The 25,661-nt window shown below is 53.3% G+C and carries 19 protein-coding genes and 3 pseudogenes; 11 read left to right on the top strand and 11 right to left on the bottom strand.

Annotation, left to right across the window (positions count from 1 at the left end; all coding sequences use genetic code 11):
* Window positions 1-24: 24 nt before the first annotated feature.
* From JMJ16_RS15045 to JMJ16_RS15040, 3 genes and pseudogenes are all read left to right on the top strand, one after another.
* Window positions 25-1,158 (top strand): annotated as a pseudogene (locus JMJ16_RS15045) (protein kinase); the annotation flags it as partial.
* Between the two features lie 161 nt (window positions 1,159-1,319).
* Window positions 1,320-1,418 (top strand): annotated as a pseudogene (locus JMJ16_RS57085) (hypothetical protein); the annotation flags it as partial.
* A 36-nt stretch (window positions 1,419-1,454) separates the two neighbouring features.
* A complete protein-coding gene (locus tag JMJ16_RS15040; RefSeq protein ID WP_236601509.1) occupies window positions 1,455-3,695 on the top strand; it encodes a WD40 repeat domain-containing protein in 2,241 nt (746 codons plus the stop codon).
* Between the two features lie 82 nt (window positions 3,696-3,777).
* On the opposite strand, the gene JMJ16_RS15035 is transcribed toward JMJ16_RS15040, so the two are convergent.
* The 4 genes from JMJ16_RS15035 to JMJ16_RS15025 form a co-directional block, all read right to left on the bottom strand.
* Window positions 3,778-4,437, bottom strand: coding sequence for a tetratricopeptide repeat protein (locus JMJ16_RS15035; protein ID WP_201382481.1), 660 nt, complete (start codon window positions 4,435-4,437; stop codon window positions 3,778-3,780).
* 35 nt (window positions 4,438-4,472) lie between these two features.
* On the bottom strand, window positions 4,473-5,609 hold the full coding sequence (locus JMJ16_RS15030; protein WP_236601508.1) for a protein kinase: 1,137 nt from the start codon (window positions 5,607-5,609) through the stop codon (window positions 4,473-4,475).
* A gap of 9 nt (window positions 5,610-5,618) precedes the next feature.
* Window positions 5,619-5,813 carry a hypothetical protein gene (locus JMJ16_RS54340; protein WP_236601507.1) on the bottom strand — a complete coding sequence of 65 codons (195 nt, stop codon included), beginning with the start codon at window positions 5,811-5,813 and terminating at the stop codon, window positions 5,619-5,621.
* Between the two features lie 75 nt (window positions 5,814-5,888).
* Entirely contained in the window at window positions 5,889-7,802 is a 1,914-nt protein-coding gene (locus tag JMJ16_RS15025) for a tetratricopeptide repeat protein (protein WP_201382479.1), read from the bottom strand.
* 391 nt (window positions 7,803-8,193) lie between these two features.
* Here JMJ16_RS15025 and JMJ16_RS15020 point away from each other — a divergent pair, with 391 nt between their 5' ends.
* The 6 genes from JMJ16_RS15020 to JMJ16_RS14995 all read left to right on the top strand — a co-directional run bounded on the left by JMJ16_RS15020 (window position 8,194) and on the right by JMJ16_RS14995 (window position 16,691).
* Window positions 8,194-9,561 carry a protein kinase gene (locus tag JMJ16_RS15020; RefSeq protein ID WP_201382477.1) on the top strand — a complete coding sequence of 456 codons (1,368 nt, stop codon included), beginning with the start codon at window positions 8,194-8,196 and terminating at the stop codon, window positions 9,559-9,561.
* A 66-nt stretch (window positions 9,562-9,627) separates the two neighbouring features.
* Entirely contained in the window at window positions 9,628-10,410 is a 783-nt protein-coding gene (locus JMJ16_RS15015; protein ID WP_201382475.1) for a PP2C family serine/threonine-protein phosphatase, read from the top strand.
* Window positions 10,407-10,913: a DUF3592 domain-containing protein gene (locus JMJ16_RS15010; RefSeq protein WP_201382473.1), complete on the top strand. Its 507-nt coding sequence runs from the start codon at window positions 10,407-10,409 to the stop codon at window positions 10,911-10,913. Before JMJ16_RS15015 ends, JMJ16_RS15010 begins: the two co-directional genes overlap by 4 nt.
* A 155-nt stretch (window positions 10,914-11,068) precedes the next feature.
* Window positions 11,069-11,854: an IS6 family transposase gene (locus tag JMJ16_RS15005; RefSeq protein ID WP_201382886.1), complete on the top strand. Its 786-nt coding sequence runs from the start codon at window positions 11,069-11,071 to the stop codon at window positions 11,852-11,854.
* A 123-nt stretch (window positions 11,855-11,977) separates the two neighbouring features.
* The gene (locus tag JMJ16_RS15000; protein WP_201382471.1) at window positions 11,978-12,286 is read left to right on the top strand and encodes a hypothetical protein; all 309 of its coding nucleotides are present in this window, start codon (window positions 11,978-11,980) and stop codon (window positions 12,284-12,286) included.
* 517 nt (window positions 12,287-12,803) lie between these two features.
* Window positions 12,804-16,691, top strand: a complete 3,888-nt coding sequence (locus JMJ16_RS14995) for a WD40 repeat domain-containing serine/threonine protein kinase (RefSeq protein ID WP_201382469.1) — start codon at window positions 12,804-12,806, stop codon at window positions 16,689-16,691.
* 18 nt (window positions 16,692-16,709) lie between these two features.
* Here the strand turns inward: JMJ16_RS14995 and JMJ16_RS14990 are convergent, their stop codons facing one another.
* Window positions 16,710-17,141 carry a hypothetical protein gene (locus JMJ16_RS14990; protein ID WP_201382467.1) on the bottom strand — a complete coding sequence of 144 codons (432 nt, stop codon included), beginning with the start codon at window positions 17,139-17,141 and terminating at the stop codon, window positions 16,710-16,712.
* A gap of 112 nt (window positions 17,142-17,253) precedes the next feature.
* Here JMJ16_RS14990 and JMJ16_RS14985 point away from each other — a divergent pair, with 112 nt between their 5' ends.
* On the top strand, window positions 17,254-17,766 hold the full coding sequence (locus JMJ16_RS14985) for a TnsA endonuclease N-terminal domain-containing protein (RefSeq protein WP_201382466.1): 513 nt from the start codon (window positions 17,254-17,256) through the stop codon (window positions 17,764-17,766).
* 66 nt (window positions 17,767-17,832) lie between these two features.
* On the opposite strand, the gene JMJ16_RS14980 is transcribed toward JMJ16_RS14985, so the two are convergent.
* The 4 genes and pseudogenes from JMJ16_RS14980 to JMJ16_RS14965 all read right to left on the bottom strand — a co-directional run bounded on the left by JMJ16_RS14980 (window position 17,833) and on the right by JMJ16_RS14965 (window position 21,804).
* Window positions 17,833-18,654 carry an IS6 family transposase gene (locus tag JMJ16_RS14980; protein WP_201382465.1) on the bottom strand — a complete coding sequence of 274 codons (822 nt, stop codon included), beginning with the start codon at window positions 18,652-18,654 and terminating at the stop codon, window positions 17,833-17,835.
* 37 nt (window positions 18,655-18,691) lie between these two features.
* Window positions 18,692-19,066, bottom strand: a pseudogene (locus JMJ16_RS14975) (transposase); the annotation flags it as partial.
* An 18-nt stretch (window positions 19,067-19,084) separates the two neighbouring features.
* Window positions 19,085-20,893: a group II intron reverse transcriptase/maturase gene (gene ltrA, locus JMJ16_RS14970; RefSeq protein ID WP_201378913.1), complete on the bottom strand. Its 1,809-nt coding sequence runs from the start codon at window positions 20,891-20,893 to the stop codon at window positions 19,085-19,087.
* Between the two features lie 554 nt (window positions 20,894-21,447).
* Complete coding sequence (locus tag JMJ16_RS14965; RefSeq protein WP_236601579.1) at window positions 21,448-21,804, bottom strand: transposase; 357 nt, start codon at window positions 21,802-21,804, stop codon at window positions 21,448-21,450.
* Between JMJ16_RS14965 and JMJ16_RS54335 the strand changes: the two genes are divergently transcribed.
* The gene (locus tag JMJ16_RS54335) at window positions 21,691-21,996 is read left to right on the top strand and encodes a hypothetical protein (protein ID WP_236601505.1); all 306 of its coding nucleotides are present in this window, start codon (window positions 21,691-21,693) and stop codon (window positions 21,994-21,996) included. The two genes, JMJ16_RS14965 and JMJ16_RS54335, sit on opposite strands and share 114 nt — an antisense overlap.
* Here the strand turns inward: JMJ16_RS54335 and JMJ16_RS14960 are convergent.
* Complete coding sequence (locus JMJ16_RS14960) at window positions 21,984-24,242, bottom strand: FAD-dependent oxidoreductase (RefSeq protein ID WP_374229008.1); 2,259 nt, start codon at window positions 24,240-24,242, stop codon at window positions 21,984-21,986. The two genes, JMJ16_RS54335 and JMJ16_RS14960, sit on opposite strands and share 13 nt — an antisense overlap.
* Before the next feature lie 22 nt (window positions 24,243-24,264).
* Window positions 24,265-25,656, bottom strand: a complete 1,392-nt coding sequence (locus tag JMJ16_RS14955; protein WP_236601504.1) for a hypothetical protein — start codon at window positions 25,654-25,656, stop codon at window positions 24,265-24,267.
* Window positions 25,657-25,661: the final 5 nt, after the last annotated feature.

Genomic DNA, 25,661 nt, shown 5'->3' with positions numbered 1-25,661 from the left:
TCAGAGCCAACGCATGAGAAGATCATGGTTGGCAACCCTTCTGCGAACCATGAGAGAGGAAGCATGAACAACCAGAACTGGCAGAGAGGCGATGTACTGCTGGAGCAGTACGAAGTGCTGGAGACCCTGGGTGAGGGCGGGATGGGCACCGTCTACAAAGTCCATCATCGCGGCTGGAATATCGACCTGGCCCTCAAGCGTCCCCAGTCGGCGGTCTTTGCCCAGGCAGGGGGCAAAGAGAACTTCATCCGCGAGGCCGAGACCTGGGTCAATCTGCCCCTGTATCCCCACATCGTCAGTTGCTACTATGTGCGCACGCTGGATGAGCTGCCCTTGCTTTTCGCCGAGTATGTAGCAGGAGGCAGCCTGGCGGACTGGATTCGCGGTCGTCGTCTCTACGAAGGAGGACAGCAGCACGCCCTGGAACGCATGCTCGACATCGCCATCCAGTTTGCCTGGGGCCTGCACGCCGCTCACGAACAGGGATTGGTGCACCAGGACATCAAGCCCGCCAATGTGATGATGAATGTGGAGGGGATCGCCAAAGTCACGGACTTCGGCCTGGCCAAGGCACGCGAGATGGCCGGGGAGTCAACAGAGAGCCCTGAAGGAAGCAGCCAGCGCAGTATCCTGGTCAGCTCGCGTGGGATGACTCCGGCCTACTGCTCCCCCGAACAGGCGGCAGGCAAAGCGCTGAGCCGCAAGACGGACATCTGGAGTTGGGGCGTCTCGCTGCTGGAGATGTTTGTGGGAGAGGTCACCTGGCACAGTGGCATCCTGGCGCGTGAGGTCCTGGCGAGCTATGAGCCTGAGGATGCAGCCATTCCCCCAATCCCTGCCCCTCTGAGAGAACTGCTCGCGCGCTGCTTTGCGTTACGACCGGAGGAGCGACCTGCGACCATGTTGGAGGTGGCAGATGCGCTTGAGGCAATTTACCGGGATGTCTGTGGGTGCGCGTATGCATATACTCGGCCTGAAACGGAGAGAGCCTTAGCAAATAACTTGAACAATCGAGCGCTTTCATTGTTCGACCTGGAGCAACTTGAGGAGGCGATGAATTGCTGGAACGAGACGTTACATATTGCTCCTCATCACCTGGAAGCGACCTACAATCAAGGAATGATCCTCTGGCGAAGAGGTGAGATCACGGATGAGGTGCTCAAGTTGCGCCTGGAGCTTTGCAGGCAGGTGGCTTCCGAGCCCTGGAAGGCCGATATGTTGCTGGCGCAGGTATGCCTTGAACAGGGCGACCAGAATGGGGCAGCCTCATACCTGAATGAGTACGCGAAACGTGCTCCTCATGAGTCTCTCTCCCGGCTTTGCCTGCAATTCAGGAGCAGCCTCAGGACAGCATCTATTTTCTGCATAACCTGGCAGGGCATAGGGGGCGGGTATGGTCCATCGATCTCGATGAAGCAGGGAACCGGGCGCTTTCGGGCGGAGAGGATGCCACTGTGCGCGTATGGGACGTCGCAACCGGGCGCTGCCAGCTCATTTTGCGGGGCCATACTGCTCCCATACGTACTGTGAGGATAAGCCGCGATGGACGGATGGCGCTTTCCTCTGGAAATGATAAGACCGTGCGCGTTTGGGACCTTGTCCGGGGCCACTGTCTACAGACGCTGTATGGGCATACGGTAAACTCTATCGGTATGAGTACAGATGGGCAGATAGCCATTACCAATGAGCGTGGGCGTGAAGGGCTGCTATGGGAGACGCGCGCAGGGCACAGCATAAAGTCCTTGAAGGGGCATACCTCTGAACTGACATTCGTCGATATGAGCGGAGATAATCGCCTGGCACTCACCGGATACGCAGATGGAACCATGCAAGTCTGGGAGGTGAGCAACGGACACCGTCTCCAGTCCTGGCAAGGACATCGCCAGACGAGTTCACAGACCATCAGCCTCAATCAGGATGCGTCTCTGGTCCTGACGGGCGGAAATGGCGTTTCACTTACCCTATGGGACAGCATTCAGGGGCGTCAATTACGAGAGTATATCTCGGATTCGCGCGGCTACTCGGCAAGCAGTATTAGCGGCAATGGACGCATTGCATGCTCCGGCAGAGTTGATGGGGCTATCCGGGTCTGGGATGTCGCGAGCGGCTGTTGCTTGCGCACCCTGCGCCAATACACACGGGCTGTCACCGCCCTTCGCCTGAGCCATGATGGACATACGATGCTCTCCGCAAGCGCAGATGGGACGCTACACGTCTGGCATATTCATCCCGCAACATCGTTGAGCACTTTTGCCCTTTCACGAATCTATACTCTAAATGATGTTGCTTCATTCTCCTCGCGTGCGGAACAACTTCTACAACAGACGATTCAGGCCCTCACCCAGACAGAGTCAACGGATGATGTCGCACTAGAACATTTGCGAGGCGTTCGCTCACTCGCTGGCTGGGAACGTGTACCAGAGAGTTTATCCCTCTGGCAACAGCTCTCGAAACAATGCCATAAAGTGAAGCTGCGCTCCGGTTGGCTCCTGCAAGTTCTGGGTGAGCAGGCGAAACCTGGCGAAAAAGCCAGTACCATTACGGCTGTGAGCCTGCGCTCCGATGGTCGCACGGCTCTGACAGCCGATTCCACAGGAGTATTGTCTGTCTGGGATCTCAACACGGGGCGGATGCGGCGATCACTCCAACTGCCTCGGGACGAGCAAGGTCCCCAACCCAGGTGGGACGGGCTGGAGGCCAGTCAACAATGGGCGCTCTCCCTGCATAGAGATGGCATAATCGTCCAACGGAGCGTGACGAGACGTATTTCCTCGTCTTTAGCCAAAGGAATTCGTCATGTACACGACCGCGTGCTTCTACACCCTCGTGAACGGTTTGTCCTGGTCGGAGATTCCTCCACTGATTATGCGCTCCGCCTATGGGACCCTTCAGGAGGCTGGCTTTTGCGGACCCTGACAGGCCATACAGCCGCGATACGCGCCCTGTGCCTGGGAATGGACGGATCTCTAGCCCTTTCGGGCAGCAACGACCAGACTATTCGCGTCTGGGAAATACAAAATGGGCACTGTCTGTATGTCTTGCAAGGCCATACAGCAGGGGTTTCCAGTGTCTCTCTCACCACAGACAATCGCCTGGCCCTTTCAGGGAGTTGGGATAGAACCGTACGCATCTGGGAGGTGAGTAGCGGTCGTTGTTTGCGGACGCTGCAAGGGCATATGGCAGGCGTATCAGTGCTCTGCACAAGTGCGGATAATCGCTTCGTTTTTTCAGGTGATCTTGACGGGTTGATACGCATCTGGGAGGTGAGCAGTGGTCGTTGCCTGTGGACGTTGCAAGGACATACTGATATGATCACATCGATCAGTTGCAGCACCGATGTACGCTTTGTGCTCTCAAGCAGCGCCGATGGCACGGCACGTCTGTGGGAACTTGACTGGGAACTGGAAGTGCGGGCCACTGCTGATTGGGATGACGGAGCACTGCCCTTCCTGGAGACTTTTTTAGAATTGCATCGCTCGTATGTCATTCACAAGCTCTCGCCCTATCGACAGCCCAGCGCGCAAGAGATCGACCAGGCCCTGACGCTCAACGCCAATCCATACTGGGAGGAAGAAAGCTTCCAGGGACTACTACTGCATCTACAACGTGTTGGATATGGCTGGTTGCGCTCGTCTGGAGTGCGGCGCAAGCTGGCAGAACTTGCGCCTTCCCAGCAACAATTTCCTAGCTTTTGAAAAGGTCCATCGCTACGTGCCCGTTCTCCTGTGTGTGACCATAGTCAGAGGCTTCCAGAAGAACGAACAATAGGCAGATTACTCAGCTTCGATACTGAAGCGCTCGTGCTTTTTTGTAGGCACGCTCGGCCTCTTTTCGTCGTCCGAGCAGCCGGAGCACATAGCCTTTGCACTCGTAGGCATTGACACGAATTGGATCGAGCCGAATGACCTGTTCATAGGCGAGCAGGGCCTCCTCCAGCCGCCCAAGCTCACTAAGCACAAGCCCCATGTTATTGTGGGCATTAATATTGGTAGGGTCAAGGCGGATCGTCTGCTCAAAGGCGACCAACGACTCCTTGAAGCGCCCTAGCATCTGGCCAAGTATTACTCCCTTGTTATAGTAGGCAACAGCATTGGTTGGATCAAGGCGGATCGATTGCTCAAAGGCGAGCAGCGCCTCCTCTAATCGTCCTTGTTGTATAAGTATATAACCTTTCCACTGGTGAACATCAGCATCGGTAGGCCTCAGGCGAATTGCTTGCTCATAGGCGAGCAACGCCTCCTCGAAGCGCCCGAGCTCTCGAAGTACGTTTCCTTTATTCATATAGGGATAAGCATCAGCAGAATTCAGGCGGATCGCTTGCTCGAAGACGACTAATGCTTCCTTGAAGCCTCCGAGCTCTTGGAGCGTGACCCCTTTGTTATTGTAAACACGGGAATCAGCAGGATCAAGAGCAATGACTTGCTCATAGGCAAGCAATGCCTCCTCGAAGCGCCCTAACCTCTCGCCGAGTATCACCCCTTGTCATAGTAGACATCAGCATTGGTTGGATCAAGGCGGATTGCCTGCTCATAGGTAGTTACTGCCTCCTCCCATCGTCCGAGCTCTTCAAGTATCCCTCCTTTGTCCTCATAGGTTTTGAAATAAGTCGGGTCAAGGCGAATCGATTGCTCATAGGCGAGCAGCGCCTCCTCGAAGCGCCCGAGATAATCAAGCGCACGACCTTTGTTATAGTAAGCACGTCCTTCAGCAGGGTCGAGGCGGATAGCTTGCTCACAGACAACCAGCGCCTCCTCCACTCGCCCTAGTTGGAGCAGCGAGTACGCCTGGTTAACGAGTGTGAACTTGTCTATCCGAACAGATTTAGGCACTTCACGTTGGTATGAGCTTCCCACCAGGCGAACATAGATAGCTTGCAGTTCCATCGCCACCTCCGCCATCGTGGCGGGACGCTGCTCTGGTTGAGGCTCAAAACACCTGTTCAACAATTTTGCCACTTCATCCGGCATTATAGGAATGGATGGTTCCTGTACGGTATAACTTGCCAGTACCTCACGTGCCAGGATGCCACTGCGCCAGGTCACGCCTCCAACGAACATCTCAAGGACCGAGAGTGCCCAACTCCAGATATCTGTCTTGCGCGAGAGTGTCCGCCTTGCAGCTTGCTCTGGTGAACAATAAGCAGGAGTCATCCCTCCCCAGCTTACCAGGATACTCTTTTCGCCCTCTTGGACTGGTGTGGCTCCCTCACCTGCCACGGCCCGCGCTTTTGCCAGCCCAAAATCGGTGGCTTTAGCAACCCCATCGCTGCTCATCATCACATTGGCAGGCTTGACATCCTGATGGACAAGCCCCTGTTCATGAGCCGCATGCAGTCCCCAGGCAAACTGGATGGCGACATCAAGCATACGTTCCAGGGCACACTCTGTCCCCCTCTCGTACAATTGGCCCTGACGAATCCAGTCCGCAAGGCTCCCTCCCTCGACATATTCGGCAAAGATGCGTGGAATGCTACCCAGCATTTGTACAAAGTAGCAACGGACGATGTGGGGATGTTCTCCCAGGTTCATCCATATCTCCGCCTCACGCATAAAGTTTTCTTTGCCGTCTGCTCTGGTGAAGATTTCTGGTTTGGGGCTTTTTACCGCCATCTCAATGCCCTACTCGCGCTCGTAGATTTTATAGACGCTGCCCATGCCGCCCTCACCCAGAATGCCCGTCACTTTGTGCATACCAAGTATAACATCGCCGACCTCCCATACAGCAGGCCCATTCTTTGCGTAATCATATCTCTCTAACAGCCGAGCAGGCTTGTGGCCGAAGAGGCGTTGCATCCGGCTCTGTTTACTATCCATGATCTTTTCCTTCTCTGATAATACCAGCTTGCATAGGTTAGCCCGCATCTTGCTTAAGCGGGCATGCCGCGCCGCCTACTCCGACTCGCTATACAGTGATAATTCGAGGATACGGTCATTGATAACAGCAGGGCTATTTGGATTCAGACGCCGGACTTCTTTGTAGCAAGCTAAAGCCTCAGTATACCGACGGCGTGAGCGAAGAATCTCCCCTTTATTTACCGCGGCATTGGTCAAGGCCCAGACACTGGTCCCTTCCTGTAAAACCTGTTCAAACACCTTCAGGGCTTCTTCTTCACGGTCTAGCATAGAAAGAGCGAGTCCTTTGAAGGTATAGGCAGCATCACACCAGGGATCAAGCTGTAAGGCTTTGTCGAAGCAAGCCAGGGCTTGTGCCGCATTCTCCAGAAGCTTCTCACCTTCTTTAACAAGTTGATAAGCCGCGAATGCCTTGGAAAGCGGTGTCTTTGCCACTGTCCGTGCTCTTTTTGGCTTCGGTATAAACTGAGTCAACATTTGGGCCTTCACCCCTTGCGCGAGCTGTGTCAGGCTCGGGTTTGAGGAAACGCGCAATGCCTTATCCAGGAAAGGGACAGCTTCATCGTAGTGCTCGATGAGCTCCAGGCATTTACCCACGTAAACGTAAGCCATGCCGTTGCTGGGGTCTAGCTCATTCACCTTCTCAAAGGCCTCGAAGGCTTCGGCATTGCGCTTCAAGCTAAACAGGGCGCGCCCGCGCTGATAGATCGCGCTTGGGATCTCAGGTCTGAGCCTCAATGCCTTCTCACTGCTCTCAAGCGCCTCTTGAGGGCGTTGGAGTTCCCAAAGTGCGCGGCCGCGCTCACAATGCGTCATCGCATCGGTGGGGTCCAGACGCAGAGATTCGTCGAATGCAGTCAACGACTCCTGATAGCGCCCCATTTCCAGAAGCGCCATTCCTTTGCTGAGGTATGCAATCGCATCGAGTTGGTTCAGTTCCAGAGCCTGCTCGGCGGCACGCAGGGCTTCGGGATACCGGCGGAGCCTCAAGAATGAATTACTCATATTGGCATAGGCAGTACTTCGTATAAGGGGGTCATTCGTCGTGGACAGCACCTGTTTCAGGAGTGCCAGAGCTTCTTCCTGCTTCCCGCTTTTATAGAGTTCATGGCCTTTGATGAGAGCCGTAGCTTCAGGAGAACTCTCCCTATGCTGCTGTGGGCTGAACGGCTGCTGAGCCTCTTCACCTTTTTTATAAATTATGGTCTGGAGGTGTCTTTTCATCTCAAGTGCCGCATCGTTGCCAGGATCGAGACGCAGAGCAGTGTCAAATGCTTCCAGAGACTTATCTGCCAGAGTCTTGGCGAGAGTAGGCTGGGATTGTCCAATCTCTACTAAAAGGCCTGAAAATGCCATTCCTTTCTGAAACCAGGCTGCCGAGCTCGTAGGATCAAGCTGCACGACTTGCTCCAGGGCTGACAAAGCTTCTTCAAATCTGGAAAGGCTAATCAGGCACTCTCCTCGCGCCAGGGCCACAAGGCTCTGGAGTTGCGCGCCTCCCGTAGTAGTAGTAGGAACGCGCTCAAGCGCCATAAGTGCCTCTTCATAGCGCCGCAAGCGCAAGAGCGTACGTGCACGATTGAAGTGGATCACCTCCTGGTGCGGCTCCAGGCGCAAAGCATGATCAAAAGTGTCCAGTGCTTCCTCAGGGTGCCCCATAAATAACAACGTGGTACCCTTGTTCATATAATGACTGGCATTGTTTGGCTCAAGCTGAATCGCATCATCATACGCGTCAAGCGCCTGTTCATAATGCCGCATGCTACTGAGGCAGTACGCCTTCAGCGCGTGGTTGCGCGGATCGTCGGGCGCAAGCAATACCGCCTTCTCGATAGCCGTAAGCGCCTCGTTATACTGATGAATATCCAGAAGCGTGTTTGCCTGCTTTATATACGCAAGCGCCTGTTCAGGATTTGATGATTGCTTACGTTGCTGGTGTCTACCAAACATAGGATTGAGTCCTCCTTGACGATAGCTTAGAAAAATCTCGCCTGTACGATCTGCTTAACTTCTTTTTCCCGTTGAGAGTATTTTAATTCCTCACGCCAGTAATGACAATGAAAATAACCTGGAAACTATATGGAAACAGTATCTAATGAGAAGGAGGCATTGGAGTGGCCGCTAAGGATCGTGCAATTTTTATATTCCATCTTATTTCCATTGATTCTCTATCGTCAATAGCGGTGCGATCATGTATGATAGAGGTGGAAGGAATGGTTGACTCACTGGATGGAGGAATTAATTCCCTTCATTGCCAACGCATGAGAAGATCATCGTTGGCAGCCCTTCTGCGAACCATGAGAAGGGACGCACGATACGACGACAAGAAATGAGAGCATATATGCCAGGGAAGCTTATCTTGACCATCACCTCCGGTCCGATGGAGGGCAAAGCGTTTACCTTCGATGAACATGATACCTTGCTCTGTGGCCGTATGAGCGACTGCCATGTCTACCTGCCGGATGATCGACAGATCTCGCGCCATCACTTTCTCTTAGAAGTCACCCCCCCCGATGCTCGTATCCGCGACCTGGGCAGCCTGCATGGCACCTACATCAACGGGCGTAAATATGGCGGGCGCGAAAAGCATGAAACGCCCGAAGAGGGGGCCAAACGCGAGTATCCCCAGGTGGATCTGCATAATGGTGACGAGGTCAAAGTGGGCGCGACCATGTTCCAGGTCCGGCTGGAAGCGGCTGCACAATCAGTAGAGCCTGTACGTTGCCAGCGCTGTGGCAACGATGTCTCCGCCGAAGTCGGGGCCTCACAGCAGGGGGCCTATATCTGTGCGCGCTGTCGCCAGCAGGTCGAGCAGGACCCCCTCGCGTTGCTGATGGCCGTCCTCGATCACGCATCACAGAACGAACGGAGACAGCAGGAGATTCAGATCGAGAATTACGAGATGGGCAAATTGCTGGGGGCGGGCGGTATGGGCGCGGTCTACCTGGCGCAGCATAAACACACGAGGGAACAGGTCGCCGTCAAGGTCATGCTCGCCAGAGTACGTGTCTCGGATGATGCGCGTAAAATGTTTCTGCGTGAAATCGACACCACGCGCGACCTGCGCCATCCGCATATCGTACGCTTTCTTGGCCATGGCGCGGAGGAGAGTCTCTTCTATTTCCTGCTGGAATATTGTGCCGGAGGCAGTGTTGCTGACCTGGTGAAGCGGCGGGGTGGTCGCCTCACGCTGGAGGAAGCCAGGCCGATCATGCTTCAGGCCCTGCAAGGACTGGCGTATCTTCACGAGCAAGGTTTTGTGCACCGAGACCTCAAGCCCCACAACCTGCTGCTGGCAGAACATGCGGGAGCGCGGGTAGCCAAGATATCCGATCTGGGGCTGGCCAAGAACTTTGAGCAGGCGGGCCTGAGCGGCATGACGGCTACCGGCAGTTACGCGGGCTCTTTCCCCTTTATGCCTCGTGAACAGGTGATCAATTTCAAACGGGTGCAGCCGGTGAGCGATGTGTGGGCAATGGGGGCGACCTGCTACGCTATGCTGACGGGGACTTTCCCCCGAACCCACCGGCGAGGAGAAGATCCAATGCTGGCGATCCTGCATGGAGAGATCGTGCCCCTACGCCAGCGTGATCACCAGCTCCCCGTTCGCCTTGCCGAGGTGATTGATCAGGCGCTTGCGATCAAAGAAGAGGAACGTTTTCGCCATGCTGGAGAGATGTACGAAGCCCTGGTGAAAGCGGGTGAGTAGCGCGAGAGGGACACATCGTATGTGGCAACGAGCGGCATCCGCCCGAGCGCGAAAGGAAGGTGAACCATGGGGTCTCCTGAACCCAGGTCCGTATCCTGGTCAGTTCGTGCAGCGTGTGTAAGCGATGTGGGACGTCGCCGGCAGCAGCAGCAAGATCGGTTCCTGCTCGATCCTGAGCACAAGCTCTTCATCGTCTCCGATGGGATGGGAGGACGCCAGGCTGGAGACGTCGCCGCACAGTCCGTGGTCACCGTCCTGCCAGCCCTGCTGGAGCGCGGTCTGGAACGCGCCAACGCCGCTGAGACCAAGGCGCGGGAACGCATCCTGTATGGGAGCATCGTCGAGCTGAGTCAGCACCTGCGCGCGGAGAGCACCGGGCGGGTGGGGCTGCATGGCCTAGGCGCGACCGTCGTCGTGGCCTGGCTCTCTGATGCCCAGGCGTCCCTGGCGCATCTGGGCGATAGCCGCCTCTATCTTTTCCGCGCGGATCGCCTCCTGCCGTTGACCGAGGACCATTCTGTAGTGACGCTCTTGCGGCAACGCGGAGAGATCACTCCAGAAGAGGAGCGCATGCATCCGGCCCGTGGACAACTCACCCGCTATGTGGGAATGGATGGCGAGGTTGCACCTGTTGTCCAGACAGTACCGCTCCTCGCTGGAGATCGGCTTCTCCTGTGTACCGATGGCCTCACCTCCATGATATCCGATCAGCAGATTGCCCAGAAATTGCGCACTTCACCGCACGCCGAGGTCGCCTGCCAGGCATTAGTGCATGCGGCAAATACGGCTGGAGGGAAAGACAATATTACCGTGCTCGTGGTTGATTGCATCAAGGATCAGTGCCTATGAGCTCTCTGAAGGATTTTATCGAAGATCACCGTTTCTCTCTCATCATATGGGGTATCCTGGTTATCGCTGTGGGCTGGGCGATCTACGGCACTTACCGCGAGAGTCAGTTCTTTGCTCATGCCAGGAGCGTCACGGCCCGCATCGTCGCTGTCGAGTCCCACCAGGTCTGTGGCGGGAATGGCTGCAATACTGATTACACCACTCGCCTCGCCTTTGCTCTTTCCGATGGAAGGACGCAGCAGGTGACGATTCATGGCGAGTATACGGACGAGGTCGGGCAAACGCGAACGCTCTTCTACGACCCTGCCAACCCGACAGACGTTAGGACCGAACATCACCCAATTGTGGGCATCTTTTTCGAGCAGCTTATCAAAGCGGTGGAAATCTGCTTCTTTTCTGTTTTCATGCTTGTCCCGGCGATATTGGGAATTACTGCTGCTCTGCTTGTGGGCCTGTTTCTCGCCTTCGAATTTATTCGATCGCGACTTTCTAATAGTAAATAGCGTGAATGTTGACGATTTTTAGGGTGAAACCTGGGAAATCAGCGCGAAACATAGGAATCGGCCAGGAAAACGTTGGAGAAACGGTTGTGTTGCAAGAATGAAGGAGCGATGGTAAACTCTTCTTTATTTGGAGCAGAGCAGAGGAGTTCTTCATGATGAAGAATGCGAGCCCATTCAAATGGCGCCAATTTGAAGCTGCGATCATTCTTTTGTGTATACGCTGGTATCTGCGTTATTCGTTGAGTTACCGCGATCTGGAGGAGATGATGCTCGAACGGGGTCTGCACGTCGATCACACCACGATCTACCGTTGGGTTCAGAAATATGCCCCAGAGCTGGAGAAGCGCTGCCGACCGCATCTCAAAGCCTACAGCGACTCCTGGAAAGTGGACGAGACGTACATCAAAATCAAAAAAGTCTGGTTCTACCTCTACCGGGCCGTCGACTCTGAAGGGAACACGATCGAATTTCTTTTGAGTCCAATGCGGGATGCCGAGGCCGCCACACGTTTTTTCTGCAAAGCCCTGTATTCCTCTGCGTGTTCAACTTCTCAAGCGTGTCCGGTCGCAGAGCAGGTGGCTCAGCCCACGGCTCTGACTGACACCACAACTGTCACGTCCGCTCTTCGCGTGATCAATGTCGATAAGAATGCGGCCTATCCCAGGGCCGTTGCCAACCTGAAAGCCGCTGGAGTCCTGCCTGAACACGTGGAATTGAGGCAGGTGAAATACCTCAACAATCTGATCGAACAAGATCATCGGTTCATCAAACGCTTGACGAAGCCGGGGATGGGCTTTTTCTCGTTCGAGACAGCCAGCAGAACCTTACAGGGATATGAAGCATACAACATGATCAGAAAAGGACAACTGCAAAGGGTGAACAAAGGAGATGTGAGAGGCCAGGTGGCCTTGGTTGCCAAGCTGTTTGGGGTGGCAGCCTGACCGAACGAGGAGAACTCTTCACGTCATCTCCGCCTTCGTCATCGTTTTTGCAACACAACCATAAAAACAATGTTGCTCGGCATAAAACAAGCACTTGATAATAAAATTAAGGGAGAATAGATTATGAATACTAACCCTGTAGAAGGTGAGCTGGAAGACCTGCTCCAACGAGTCGCGCGCTACGGGTACTACCGATATGAAGACCCTTGGGGCTTGAAAAATTGTGATGACTGGACGGGCATTGATGAAGCCAAAGCCAAATTACTCGCCTGGCGCTCGCAAGGTGTAGGAGAGGCAGTTGATAAGGCTCGCAAAGATGAACGTCAGCAAGTTTACTACGTGGCCCACGACGTCTTGGCTGATCTGAATATACCCCGCAAAGAAGCATTGCAATATTTTAAGGAACGCATAGCAAAGGAGATTCAATCATGACTGACGCACCACAAACATCTCGTATAAATAAAGAACAGGGGCCAGGCGACGCTCGTATAAATAAAGAAGGTGCCTCCGCACCACAACCAGCGGTGTTTTCAAGTGTAGGTTTTGGAGATGGGCCCGCTTGTAGAGGCCTCTCAAGCCCTTGAGCCGTGGTTCCCCCTCATCCCCTGACCCCTTCTCCCGGTTGTGCGGGAGACGGGGAACACAGCGAGCAAGGGCTCAGCAACTCGTTTGGCACTCTCTCTCCCGCGACCCGGGAGAGAGAGACGGAGAGTGAGGGGAGACCACGGGCGAGTCTAGGAAAATACCTATTTCTATAAGAGATTAAGCTTGTAGGCACAAAGAATTTTGCTCTTCATTCTATTTCCACCGAATTTCCATACAATCAACATTGTTATGGTCCACAACAATCAAGTAAATTATTAGAAGGATTTCCGAGGCTCATCCGGCTATCCTGGTCTTATTCTGCGACCGACTGCGACGGGTTTTATTTAGTATCAAGGAAGAACATATGAGCAATCAGAATTGGTTTAATCGTCTACTAAAACGCGATTCCTCAAGTACGACAACGAAAACTGTAACAAGCACTTCAAACACACCAGCCACAGAAAATACTTCAAACACAAAAGCTATGTCATCACCACCATTGCCTCCATGGACTGAGGGTGCAGAAGATGATCCCTACACAGAAGAAGACGAGCCAGTTGAAGAGCAGCCCTCGACAACTATCCCATCGGCGGAGGCCAATGTTCCTCCCACCTGGCAAAGGGGCGATGTGATCCTGGACCAGTACGAGGTAACTGGCAACCTTGGCGAAGGTGGCATGGGTACCGTCTATCAAGTACACCATAGAGGCTGGAATATCGATATGGCTGTCAAAAATCCCAGGCCGGAGATCTTTACGCGAGAAGAGGGTAAAGAGAACTTCATTCGTGAAGCCGAGACATGGGTCAATCTCGATCTGCATCCCCACATTGTAAGTTGCTACTACGTCAGAACGCTGGGGAACATTCCACGCATCTTTGCTGAATATGTTGATGGTGGTAGCCTCTCCGATTGGATTCGCCGTCATCGCCTCTATGCTGGCAATCATAAAGAAGCCCTGCAACGGATGCTTGATATAGCTATACAGTTCGCATGGGGACTTCATGCCGCCCACGAACAAGGGCTGGTTCATCAAGATATCAAGCCAGCAAACGTCATGATGACTCAGCAGGGCATCGCCAAAGTAACTGACTTCGGTCTCGCAAAGGCCCGAGCCCTGGTAGGCAACCCCTCAACAAACAATGATGCCAACGCCCAACAGAGCATCCTCGTCACTGGACGAGGGCTGACTCCTGCCTACTCCTCCCCCGAACAGGCGGCAGGACAGCCATTAAGCCGTAAAACTGATATCTGGAGTTGGGGCGTCTCTATACTTGAGATGTTTGTTGGTGAGGTAACATGGCGATCAGGTATGGTGGCTCGTGATGTCCTTGCCAGTCATACTCCTGCCCATGAAGCAATTCCCCCAATGCCCTCTGAATTAGTCAAGCTGCTTGTGCATTGCTTCGAGCCACAAGCACAGCAACGTCCCGCCACCATGCAAGAGATAGTCTCAGTATTGAAAGAGATCTATGCTCACGAGATCGGCCAACCCTATCCTCGCTCTGAACCTCAAACGGCGAAGATGCTGGCCGATAGTCTCAACAACCGCGCGCTTTCTCTCTATGATCTGGGCAAGATCGATGAGGCCAAAGAGACCTGGGAGAAGACGTTACAGGCTGATCCTCAACACTTGGAGACAACCTATAATCGCGGGTTGGTACTCTGGCGGCTTGGGGAATTAACCGATGATGCCTTGCTTCACCAGCTGGAGATACTACAACAACTCAATGAGTCTTGGCAGGTTGCTGCCATGATAGCCCAGATTCACATGGAACGTGGCGATATAACTGCTGCTAAATCACTATTAGAAGATGCAAGGCAAGAGGCTTCAGAAGCCCAGGAGTTAGCAGATCTGTTGCAGCGCATCCCAACAGATAACACATCTTATTTTCACGTTACTCACACAGCCGAGCACCATCCAGAAACATACGCAACCTCGATAAACATAAGCACTGATGGAAACGTGGCTCTTTCGGGAGAAACAATAAAAATTCAGGAGAAAACAACCTGGCTTCACAGGATCATCTGGAGACTCTGGGAGACAACTTCAGGGCGAGATATTTACAGGATCGAAAAAGAATTCCACCGCAAATTTGGCGAAGAATATGGGGATCTATCAGATATTGCAATTTACGAGTATGTGAGTCTGAGTGGCGACGGTCGGCTTGCTTTTTCAAAGGTGGGCACTGAACTGCAACTCTGGGAAGCCACCACAGGTCGCGAACTACGGACCTTCAAGGGGCATACCTCGACGGTAGAAAAAGTCGCTTTAAGCGCTGATGGGCAATGGGCAATCACCAGCGGTCAACATGATCAGATAGCACGCTTCTGGAACGCATCTACAGGTCGCTGCTATAAAACCTTTTTACACGAAAAAAGAACTTCAGGAATGGGGAACTCCGTTAAACAGGTGAGTCTCAGCGCAGATGGTTCCATTGCCATAACTGCCGATACTAATCAGATTGTGCGCATATGGGAAACCGCTACAGGTCGCTGCCTGTACTTATGGGATACTCACAAACCATTCCTCAACGATGAGTTATCAGGCAAAATATCTACTGGAAGCGTTTTAATGGATAGCTACTTATCGAGGAGTGGTAACGTCTTTTACAAGAATGAGGAGCTCAATGATGATCGAGTTACCTCTGTTAGCTTGAGTGGTGATGGTACGCTTGCCCTCTACAGCAAAGGCAGCAAGATCTACCTGTATGATGTTGTGGATGGACAACATTTAGATACCCTCGAAGGCCACACTGGCGAAATAGCTGTAGCTTGCTTCAGTGCCGATGGACGATGGATCATCTCCGGTGGAACGGATGCAACCGTACGCCTGTGGGATGCCTTTACTGGACGCTGCCTGCATACCTTTACTCGACACAAGAACAGGGTGCTTTCAATAAGCACAAGCTCCAACGGTCGTAGGATCGTTTCAAGTGGAGCCGATAAAACCATTCAACTCTGGGAAAAGCATGATGGCCCCATTCTTTCGAGTTCATTACGTCCCTCGCTGGTGTCTTCCTATTCGGATGTAGCACAAGTAGAGGCCCAGGCCGAGGCGCTTCTGCAGCAGGTAGAGCAGGCCATATCGCAATCCCAATTTACAACCGCTCTTTCTTTACTAAACGAAGTACAGGCCCTCCCGAATTGGAGACGCAACCAGAAGACAAGAAACACCTGGGCCAAGCTACTACCACACAGTTCACGTACTCGCTTTATTAGTGGCTGGCCAGTGAATACCATCCAGGCCCATGCACGAGGAGTCAATTCAATTAGCGTGAGCAGTGATGGCACTCTTGCTCTATCGGTGGGGAATGATGGGACTGCTAGCCTATGGGATCTCTTAGCCAATAAAGATCTAATGAAGATCCGGGGCGATAAGGGGTCTATAACATCATGCTTTTTAACGAAAGACGGTACCCTCCTACTCTGGGGCACCAATCAAGGTTTTGCGTATATCTGGGATATAGCCACTAATGAATTGAAGCTCACCTTCGGAGAAAACTCTAGAATGAGGGCAGTCTTCCCATTTAGGATTAATGTGGTTGGTATGAGCGTCGATAAACGATGGGCCTTCTCTTCAGATAGAGTTGGTGCCATCGAGGTATGGGACACCCAGACTGGTAAAAAGGTTCACACGCTCTTTGATTACACCAGGCCTGAAGAGTATCCAGATCCATTCATGCCGCAAAAGATAAAGACAAGATACCCTGGCAGTAGCGTTGCAGCCATTTGCCCCCAACCGAACGGAAACTTGTTAGCCACAGGAAGTTACAATCAAGAGGGCAATCTTCGGATATGGGATGTAGAAACAGGTAACTGCCTGCTCACCATGGAGGGTCATAAACGAGCGGCCACATCACTTGATTGGAGTACAGATGGACAGCTTATTGCCACGGGAGGTCGTGACGATAGCGATGGTAATTATGCCATTCGACTCTGGGAAGTTTCTACGGGTCGTTGTTTGTGCACAATCGAAGACACAGGCGAGATAACTTCGGTTCGGTTGAGTAACGATGGGCGCTGGATCTTCTCAGGCGGGGGCGATGGAACCATACGTGTCTGGGAAATCATGTCAGATTCTTCCGGTTATACTGGTCGCTGTGTCTACACCTTCAAAGGTCACTCCAACTCGGTAAACTCCATAGGATTAAGTGCTGATAATCGCTGGTTAGTCTCGGGTAGCAGCGATGAAACAATTCGCTGCTGGGAGCTTGACTGGGAACTATCGGTGACACGTTCCCTCTCATCCTAACCCCTCATCCCCTGACCTTTACACGTGTAGGTTTTTGGGATGGGCCCGCTTGCTTTCTCGCTTGCGGGCCTTTTTCCGTTGTTTTTCGGTCCGTTTGCGTTGTCGTTTGCGTTTGCGTTCCGCCCAGGCCGCACTGCTTCTCAATACTGCCGCCAAGCTGGTGGGCCACTTTTGCGGCAAGAACCTTCCCAAGGGGGATGGCTTTCCTTGCATCACCTTGATCTCCAATATTCTCTGCCCCCTTCGTGCGCAGCTCTCCTCCATCCCCCTTCCTGCTTGCTCTGCTGCTTTGGGGTCTTCTTCTTTCGCCTCCGCTTCTCCTCCGACCGCCACCTGCCAAATCTGGGCCACTGCCATCGCCAGCCAGAGCCGTTCCACTCTCCTGGGATCTCGCATCTTGGTATGGTGCCAGCCCCAAGCCCCTCGTTTTTGCTGCTTAAAGTACCCCATTTTTGTATGATATACTTTGAGCAAGAGGAGAAACAGGTAACACTATATTTTTAGGACAGATGCTCTTTCCCATGTCTTTGTCAGAGGACAAAGACCACAGGAGCGTGTCAGGATGCTAAGCGAAGAAGCATTTGATCAGTGGTGTTGGCAGCTTGGCCTGATTGACCAGGCGAAGACGGTCATTACCCACGTTCGAACATCGAATCCTTCACGCCGTGTGCAGGGTGCTGCAGGCAATGTCAGCGGCACATATCCCTCCCTCAAAATGGGATTCGCAATCCAGTTTGAGAGCCATAAGAACGAACTCCCCTTTGCCTACCAGATCGACCACGATCCCGATGTTCTGGAGTTGTACGATCAACCCGCAGGCGAGATCAAATTGAAGTATCGCAGCCAGGACGATACGCGCGATGTCACGGCCAGACATACTCCAGACTTTTTTGTACTACGCAAGGAGAGTGCAGGCTGGGTGGAGTGCAAGATGGAGAAGGATCTGGTCAAGTTGGCAAAGAAAATGCCCTTTCGCTACCAGCAACGGCCAGATGGCTCCTGGTGTTGTCCTCCCGGCGAAGCCTACGCCGCCCAGTTTGGTCTCACGTACCGTGTGTTTTCTTCGCAAGGGTAGTGTCAGAACTGAGAACACAGAAAGCTTACCAGGATCCAGAGAATGCTTCTTACTGCTCGTCTCTCGCTATGAGGCTGCTTGTATCAATGCTTTCAAGGCGACAAGTTTTTGGAGAAAAACACGTCGTTGTTCTGGGAGTGAGATCGGTTCTCCCATGGCGGGACGCGAACGGAGGTAGTTGCGTAATTCGTCAAAAGCACAACAGAAACGTGCCGCCGCTTCAAATGTTCCAAAGCCACGCATGGGATAGTAGCGCTGTTTGATCCCTCGATGGTCTTGTTCCAGGCGATTATTGAGGTATTTGTTGGTCCGATGCTGAACAGGGGTGCCCATGGTCTCGCTTATCGCCCTGGGATAGGAACGATGCCCATCTGTCGTCACCGATTCTGGGGTATGGCCAACCACAGCGACTGCCTGTTGGAAAAACCGCTGAGCTGCCTCCATATTCCGTTTTTCACTCAACATGGAGTCAACCAGATGACCATCGTGGTCGATGGCTCGATAGAGATAACACCACTTTCCATGCACTTTGAGATACGTTTCATCTACATGCCAAGACTTCCCAGCTTGTCCACGTCGCCTGGCTCGCAAGTGATCTGCCATCAATGGAGCAAATCGCGCTTCCCAATCACGTATGGCTTCATGAGTGAACGGAAAACCTCGCGCCAAAAACATTTCCGCGATGTCTCGCAGACTGAGTTTATAGCGTAGTCGCCACAAGACCGCGAGCAGGACAATGTCTGTCGGGAATTCAAGGTAATTGAAAGGAGTACCAGTTCGCTCGTTGAACGTACGTTGACAGTGAGGGCAAAAGAACGTGGCGTAACCCAGTTTCGTTTTCTTCGCTCGTTTCGTGGTGGTTGTCATAGCACAATGTGGGCAGTTCATCAGTCAACATTCCCCATTCTCTCCTGTTTTTACAAGATCAGCATACCAAAAGTCTGACTTTTTTGCCAAGGGGTTGTCTGAGTTCTGACAGACCCTCAAAATCGCGTGAGAGGCGTCGACAGCGAGAGATCCAGGAGAACGTTCGCTCCACTACCCATCGGCGGGGTTGGACCTGGAAGCGATGGGGCGTGCGCAGTTTGATGACCTGCACGCTCCAGCCAAATTGCTCGTTGATCCAATCGGCAAACGTGCCAGCGTATGCGCTATCGACCCATACATGCTTCATCCGAGGATATCGGCCCGGCCCATCGACAAGCAAAAGCCTGCCGCTATCGCGATCCTGGATGTCGGCGGCATGGACACGCACTGCCTGCACGAAGCCTTCGGTATCAACGAGCAGGTGGCGTTTTCTGCCGAACCTTTTGTTAACCTAAGCAGAGGAGTCGCCTCCTTTACTCGGCTTCAAAACTGGACATGATACTTTCGCATCATCCAGCTCCTCAATGATATAGCCTTTGTCAGAGGTACCCACGACCTTCCGAGCGTGTCGTTGGTCATGGCAATGTCGATGGAGCGCAAATCGGTTGCTGATCTCATTTCCTCCGCCTTCGCTTTTGGGAGTGATGTGATCCACCTCAAGGAGATCCCCATTTTGGAACAAGAGTCCACACCATCGGCACTTGCCCTGTTGTTTCTGAAGGAGTTTTGCTAACATCCCGTTGAACATCGAATGGGTTCGTAGCCGCTTACTCCAATAGAGCAAATCACCGTCGTATGGGCTGGCTGTTCCCCGTACTTTCACATGTCGTTGGATAGGCGTTTGCGGGTGTTCTCGCAAGGTCGTTCCCTGCTGGTCAGTAAATATCCAGCCATTGCCGTCATCTACGTGCCAGTATTTCTGTGCTATCCAATGCTTGTTTTTGTTGGGGTGTCTGGAATTCGCCCATGACCTGAGTTGCAGATAGAGAACATGTCCACAATGGCTGAACGTCCGCTTTGCAGCCACAGCCCGGTAGTAGTTGGTCCATCCGCGTATCACTGGATTGAGCTCTCTGATGAGCTTATCCTGAGATGCGCTTCTGTTCTTTTTAATGATCGTCCTCATCTCGGCAACGTGTCGTTGAACGGCTTCTTTGCTCGGTGTGATGATGGTTTTAAAGCCAAGTGGAGGCCCATATTGGTTCGCTTTTCCCGAGTGGGTTTTTCCTACCGGGAATTGGCGGACGGTGAAGCCGAGAAAGTCGAAGCCAATCCGGCCCTGGTATTCTCGGAGCGTATGAGCAATCCTGGTTTTACTTGGCTTGAGTTCCAGTCCCATGTCGGCTAACCATGTCGCTAATACTTCTTGAGCTTTCTTTACACCTTCTTCTGTGGGATGGAACACCACCAGGTCATCCGCATATCGAACCAGTTGGGGTCGATCCGTTTTGGTTCGATAGGCGTTCATGAGGGCGGTCTCCATGCCATAAAGGGCTATATTCATCAATAACGGTGAGGCGACTCCTCCTTGTGGAGTTCCTCGGGTTGTCTCTTCAAAGACTCCGTGATCGACAACCCCAGCTTTGAGCCATGTCTTGATGACACGGCGCATGGTTGGGAAGGTATTCAGTTTCTCAAGGAGTGCTTCGTGGCGGATGTTGTCGAATGCGCCTTTCAGATCAGCGTCTAAGACATATTTGGCCTTATGCGCAATGATCACGAAGATCGCAGCCATCGCATCCTGACAGGAGCGTCCAGGGCGAAATCCATAACTGTTCGGCTCGAATTTGCTTTCCCATTCCGGTTCCAATGCGAATTTTACCAGAGCTTGCTGGGATCTCGTCTCCATGACGGGAATGCCCAATGGGCGCATTTCGAGTTTTCCTGGCTTCGGAATATACACGCGTCGGACCGGGAGGCTCTTCGCGCGTTTCCAGTGCTTGGGGTGAATGCGTTCGGCCAGTTCAAAGCGTTGGGCTGGGGGAACCGATTTGACTCCATCCACCCCAGCAGTTTTCTTTCCCTGGTTATCCTGCGTGACCCGTCGTACCGCCAGCAGTCGGGCTGCCCTCGACTTCATCAACAATTTTTGGAGTGAGTGGACTGCCTGTGTGTTGCCACGTTGTTGGGCTTGGAAGATGCGCTTTTGTAGCCTGTACACGTGCTGCTCGAACTTGCGCCAGGGCAGTGCGCGCCAACGCTCACTCTCAGGATCAAGAGGCGTTTGCCGCTTCATCCTGGGTGCCTTTGTCTTTGGCATACGACTGGTGCCTCTTCCTTCCATATCATCGTGCCTACGTCAGCGTATCCAGGAGCTTTCCTCCTGGCTTTTGCTTCTTAGGCAATCCCACTCTCAAGGGCATTGGTTGGAACCGGCTTGGCGTATCGACCATCGCCAAGAGCCACTTGAGAGTTATCCCGTTCCGAATATCCGTTTGTCGTTGCCGTAGGTGTGTGCTATCCACCAGATATGGGGATGAGTGAACAGAGGCGGGGAAAAAGACGCGTCTGCATCGCGATCATATCACTACCTTTTGGTCAAGTCTCTCAGCCTGTTTGACTTGTTGACGCTCATGATGGTTGGTCACGCACATTCGATTTACTCATCTTGTTAGACGAGCTTCTCACCATAGCAACCTGGCAAAGATTTCGACTCTCGTCAGGCTCAGAGTCTACTTTCACATGCCTGCTTTACGGATTGAGGTCCAGTCGCTACCGTAAGGCATGGCCATTTCCGCCTTCACCGGGCGGGAGAGGGATTGCACCTCACGTCGGATATTCAGTTATCAAGATTCATTCCTTGCTCGCCATCCCTCAGCAGCATATGCTGATTTCGGCGAAACGGGCCGCACTTTTCCCCGCATCGTAGCCGCGCTCTCCACCGCGCACCGCGCTGGTCTGGATGGTTTGGCTATCGATGCTCCCGGCAGAAGGGTCTTCGTCTCGTCCCAGCTCTTGGCGCAGGCGTTTGCGCAAATGGCTGTGGATGCATTCCCAGGTGCCATCGCGCTTCCAGTCACGGAAGCACTGATGCACCGTTTGCCAGTTGGGTAAATCGTGGGGCATCATCCGCCACGGCTCTCCACTGCGCAGAATGTACAAGATGCCATTGATAATCTCCTGCCGCTCAATTTCGGCTGGTCGACCTTCGGTCGAAGGCTTGGGGACCAGGGGCTCAAGAATGGCCCATTGGGCGTCGGTGACATCACGCGGGATACGCTGGTCGATTCTGGTGGGAATGCATCACTCTGGCTCCTTCTTCTGGCTCAGCTGGTCGCAACGATCTCCTTTCTTTTCTTTCTCGGCGATTTTTCAATTAGCAAACAGTTTCTAAGCGGCTCTGAGCATTATTATTCAGCGTAGCAGCGGATCTCAAAGAGAGCAGCGGGAACTTCTCCATGTTGCTTTAACAAATGGATGGAGAGGCAGTCCGTCGTGATCGGTTCCTTGAGTGTGATCGTATTGCGTGTCTGGTGATTATCTGTGTTCTCGGCGATGAGTTGCTCACCCGCGCAGAGACGATAATGCTTGACACAAAAGGGCATAACGCGTTCAGGATGCCCCATAAGCACCGATTCCATCGGATGGTCAAAATCCGTGTCGAAGGCAAGCTCTATTCGCCTGATACACTGGGGCTGTTCCCAACGTAGTTCCAGGGTGGGCAATGAATCGTTGAGTGCTGCAACCCAGGCATTTGGCTGACTCGTAGGTCTCGCTATCCCATTCGCTACATTGGTCGGGCTAAAGACGGTCAGTGGTGGCTCACAATGTAACGCAAAGTTATATCCTCCAGGTCGCCTCTGGGGTTGCCACATCTCAAACGTCTCGACACCGATGTCCTCCGCTGGCTCTTGCGTCCGACTATATTTTGCTGAGAGAATGCCTGTGAGCCGGTGCTCACTTCCGTATAATGCGACCTGCTTGTTCCGCATGGCACACAGAAAGACGTAGCGTGGTTCATCAATAGTGACCGGAAAATTGACAGTGATTTCCTGGTGCGCTCCCGCTTCCAGGGCGATGTCAAGTGCTCCGAGCATTACGTCTGGTGTGTAGTTATCGGGCCGATCACTTGTGCGCAGTTCAACCCGTAACGTGGTTGCTTCAGCGACATCGGCTGTCAGGGCGAGAGTGGGCATGGGGCCAGCTACGATAGGAAGCATCTGCGCCCACGCACTGGTCAGTGGAATCAGAGGTCCATTAGTTGGCAGTTCGGCTAGCCGTAGCTCACTGGAGGCACTTATGCGAGCCTGCTTCACCAGGTCGTCGGGATCATCCAAACGGAAGCCAGGGATATGTTGTCCGCTCCGCATGAGATCGCGTTGCAGTTGCCGCGTATACTCGGTTTCACTAAGAGCAGCAGGAAGAAGGTTTTGTCGCATACAGATCCCGGCAGCCATACCCGCTGCTTGCGCGGCATAAGCACATGTCGCCATCACGCGAGAAGAGCCAAACGCGACATGCGAGGCGCTCATGATGCGACCCGTCAGGAAAAGGTTATGGACGTTCCTGCTATACAAACAGCGATAAGGAATCTGGTAAACGCCACGCGCATGCCACTGACTACAGCCAGGACGCTCGCTAAATACGCCATCCGCTGGATGCAGGTCAATCGACCAACCACCAAAGGCAATAGCATCATGGTGATGGCGTTGCTCAACGATATCCCGCTGGTTCAGCATGTAATCGCCCTCAAAGCGTCTGCTCTCACGCTTCCCTGGAATGGAACCTACCCACTCCAGGGTAAGGGTCTCTGCTTCGGGAAACTTGCCCGAGTTCTTGATATAGTTCCAGACGCCATAAACAGTCTTCCACAGCTCCCACTTGATCGTCTCTGTATCATGTACTGTGTCCAGGCGACCGCCATACTCCATCCACCAGAGTCGGCAGCCGTAATCCTTCGTGTTGAAGCTACGGAAGCGCGGTATCCTCGTGATATCTTCCAGGGCATATGCTGGGGGCATAAAGGTAACTGGCTTACCAACATCTTTGCTATAGAAGTAGATGGAATGCCCAAGGAGATCTCCATATTCGGCATCTGGCGCGAAGCCCTCGTCAAATTCCTGGCGGGACTCCGCCCCCATGCGAAAGGCTGCACCCGCCAGGAATGCCAGTGCACCATCGCCGGAGGCGTCACAGAAGAGAGGTGCATGCACATGGTACATTGTCGAGTTCTGGCTACAAAAGGCCTGGATGGCATCAATGCGATCAGGTTGCGTTTTCGTAATATCGATTAAAGCGGTATTTAAGAGCAATGTAATGTTCGGCTCAACAGTCACTTTCTCTAGCAGAATCGTATCAAAGATGATTGCGTTCCCCTCAGGGTTGCGATAGAGATTCTCGACTAGAAGTTCATCGAGAACACCTCCCTCACGCGCCCAGCGATTGTTATTGCCCATGTGAGAGGTCGCGCCCAGCACCCAGAGGCGTACCTCGCTCGACGCATTGCCGCCCAATACCGGGCGGTCCTGCACTAGTGTCACCTTCACCCCCGCCCGGGTTGCGGTAACAGCGGCGCAGACGCCCGACATACCTCCACCAATAATAACCAGGTCGCACTGTAGCTCTTTGCTACGATAAGCGCGCCTCGCGGCTGGCGCTTCCTGCTGCATCGGCATTGCTCACTCCTTCTTTCTAGTTATACATTAAATAGGCAGTTGCGTTACATGTTGTATTGCTCGTAAAACGTACCCAATGAGCGCTAAAGGCAGTCGGAAACTCGTGGTGGACGTACTTGCCTGCAGGTATGCTGAGCGTGTCATAGGTTTGCCAGTTCTGGGTTCCCAGGAAATCGACCTCAATGGTAATGTCAACGGTCTGAGGTGCGTCATGATAGAGGTGAAGTCCTTTATGCTCGAACCCGGTCATCAGGTAGGGGTCGGAGGGGACATCTGATCTCACTGGTGCCTCCCACCAGGGGCCACCCCAACCCCTGGGTTTGCCAAACTGCCACAGGTCGTCTGTTTTTCCAAACCAGAGACCCGCCTGGGGTTCGCCCGCTAGTAAGTTACTATCATGCGTTGGCGTGACCTGATTTCCACCCATGACGAGGAAGCCGCGGAAAGCACAGAAGTCGGGAACAACACGTAGATGAGTAGAGATTGGCCGTACACCCCAGACCTTGCCACCATAGGAGGTCGGCGAGAGTTCGTAGAACATACCGTGACAGTCCATCAGGAAGCGCTCATGCTCTACCTCGCGGATACGGGGCCACTCGGTCTGCCAGAAATGGTCAAAGGTATGCGACGCCTTGGGAAGGCGATAGCGCGACCAGGAGCCATCAGTAAAGACGCGCAAGATTGCCGATGCCTTATCCCAGCCGGTGGCAAAGATCGCGCTTCCAAAATTCATGCGACCCGTAACCTCGTTGAAACCTGTGCGCTCTAGAATTGTCCAGCGCTCGCCATCCCACTCGGCCAGGCGACCAGCCGCCTGTGTTCCCGCGAAGTCGCGCTCATCATAGGTGTTATTGGTAACAACCACACGTCCATGGCTGGTGTGGCCCGACTTGAAATGCGGTTGTGCGCCTCGTGGAACCTGTAGTTCCTGTGTCAGATCATAAAGCTGCTCGATGTTGAAGGTATTAAGGTCAAACTCAAGAAACAGGCCCTCCATTGTCAGGAAGTAGACCTTGTTGGCAGGATCATGCAGATGTCTCATGGTCGCCGCCAGGCGGTGATCCTGTAGCGCTTCGATGGTGCGCACATTCCCTTCGACATCGATAAGGTGGGGTCCGAGGATAACCTGGTTTGTCTCCGTATGAAGCAAGCGATTGGCATAGGTGCCAACAACACTCTCAGGTCGCTTACGTATCTGTAAGTCCTCGTCAACCTCATACAGTCCGGTTCCCGCGCCCGTTGTGCGCGTATGAGACACATAGGTAATGAACCAGAGACGGTCTGCCCAGGCCATAAGGCCTCCAATACCGCATTCGCTCCGTGCTGGTAGCGCATCACCTTTGACGGCCAGGCCGGGTATAACGCCGCCAATATTGAGCATGTGATTCCTCCGTACTGATGTACGCATATACT

The sequence above is a fragment of the Ktedonobacter sp. SOSP1-52 genome (assembly GCF_016587395.1).
The sequence above is the reverse complement of the archived record's forward strand: the minus strand, read 5'-3'. Positions and strand labels throughout refer to the sequence as shown.

What these genes read in the sequence shown, in the direction of transcription:
- JMJ16_RS15030 (WP_236601508.1), bottom strand. Translation starts at nt 5,609, where the DNA reads ATGGCGGTAAAAAGCCCCAAACCAGAAATCTTCACCAGAGCAGACGGC.
- JMJ16_RS54340 (WP_236601507.1), bottom strand. Translation starts at nt 5,813, where the DNA reads ATGGATAGTAAACAGAGCCGGATGCAACGCCTCTTCGGCCACAAGCCT.
- JMJ16_RS15025 (WP_201382479.1), bottom strand. Translation starts at nt 7,802, where the DNA reads ATGTTTGGTAGACACCAGCAACGTAAGCAATCATCAAATCCTGAACAG.
- JMJ16_RS15020 (WP_201382477.1), top strand. Translation starts at nt 8,194, where the DNA reads ATGCCAGGGAAGCTTATCTTGACCATCACCTCCGGTCCGATGGAGGGC.
- JMJ16_RS15015 (WP_201382475.1), top strand. Translation starts at nt 9,628, where the DNA reads ATGGGGTCTCCTGAACCCAGGTCCGTATCCTGGTCAGTTCGTGCAGCG.
- JMJ16_RS15010 (WP_201382473.1), top strand. Translation starts at nt 10,407, where the DNA reads ATGAGCTCTCTGAAGGATTTTATCGAAGATCACCGTTTCTCTCTCATC.
- JMJ16_RS15005 (WP_201382886.1), top strand. Translation starts at nt 11,069, where the DNA reads ATGAAGAATGCGAGCCCATTCAAATGGCGCCAATTTGAAGCTGCGATC.
- JMJ16_RS15000 (WP_201382471.1), top strand. Translation starts at nt 11,978, where the DNA reads ATGAATACTAACCCTGTAGAAGGTGAGCTGGAAGACCTGCTCCAACGA.
- JMJ16_RS14995 (WP_201382469.1), top strand. Translation starts at nt 12,804, where the DNA reads ATGAGCAATCAGAATTGGTTTAATCGTCTACTAAAACGCGATTCCTCA.
- JMJ16_RS14990 (WP_201382467.1), bottom strand. Translation starts at nt 17,141, where the DNA reads ATGGGGTACTTTAAGCAGCAAAAACGAGGGGCTTGGGGCTGGCACCAT.
- JMJ16_RS14985 (WP_201382466.1), top strand. Translation starts at nt 17,254, where the DNA reads ATGCTAAGCGAAGAAGCATTTGATCAGTGGTGTTGGCAGCTTGGCCTG.
- JMJ16_RS14980 (WP_201382465.1), bottom strand. Translation starts at nt 18,654, where the DNA reads ATGAACTGCCCACATTGTGCTATGACAACCACCACGAAACGAGCGAAG.
- ltrA (WP_201378913.1), bottom strand. Translation starts at nt 20,893, where the DNA reads ATGCCAAAGACAAAGGCACCCAGGATGAAGCGGCAAACGCCTCTTGAT.
- JMJ16_RS14960 (WP_374229008.1), bottom strand. Translation starts at nt 24,242, where the DNA reads ATGCAGCAGGAAGCGCCAGCCGCGAGGCGCGCTTATCGTAGCAAAGAG.
- JMJ16_RS14955 (WP_236601504.1), bottom strand. Translation starts at nt 25,656, where the DNA reads ATGCGTACATCAGTACGGAGGAATCACATGCTCAATATTGGCGGCGTT.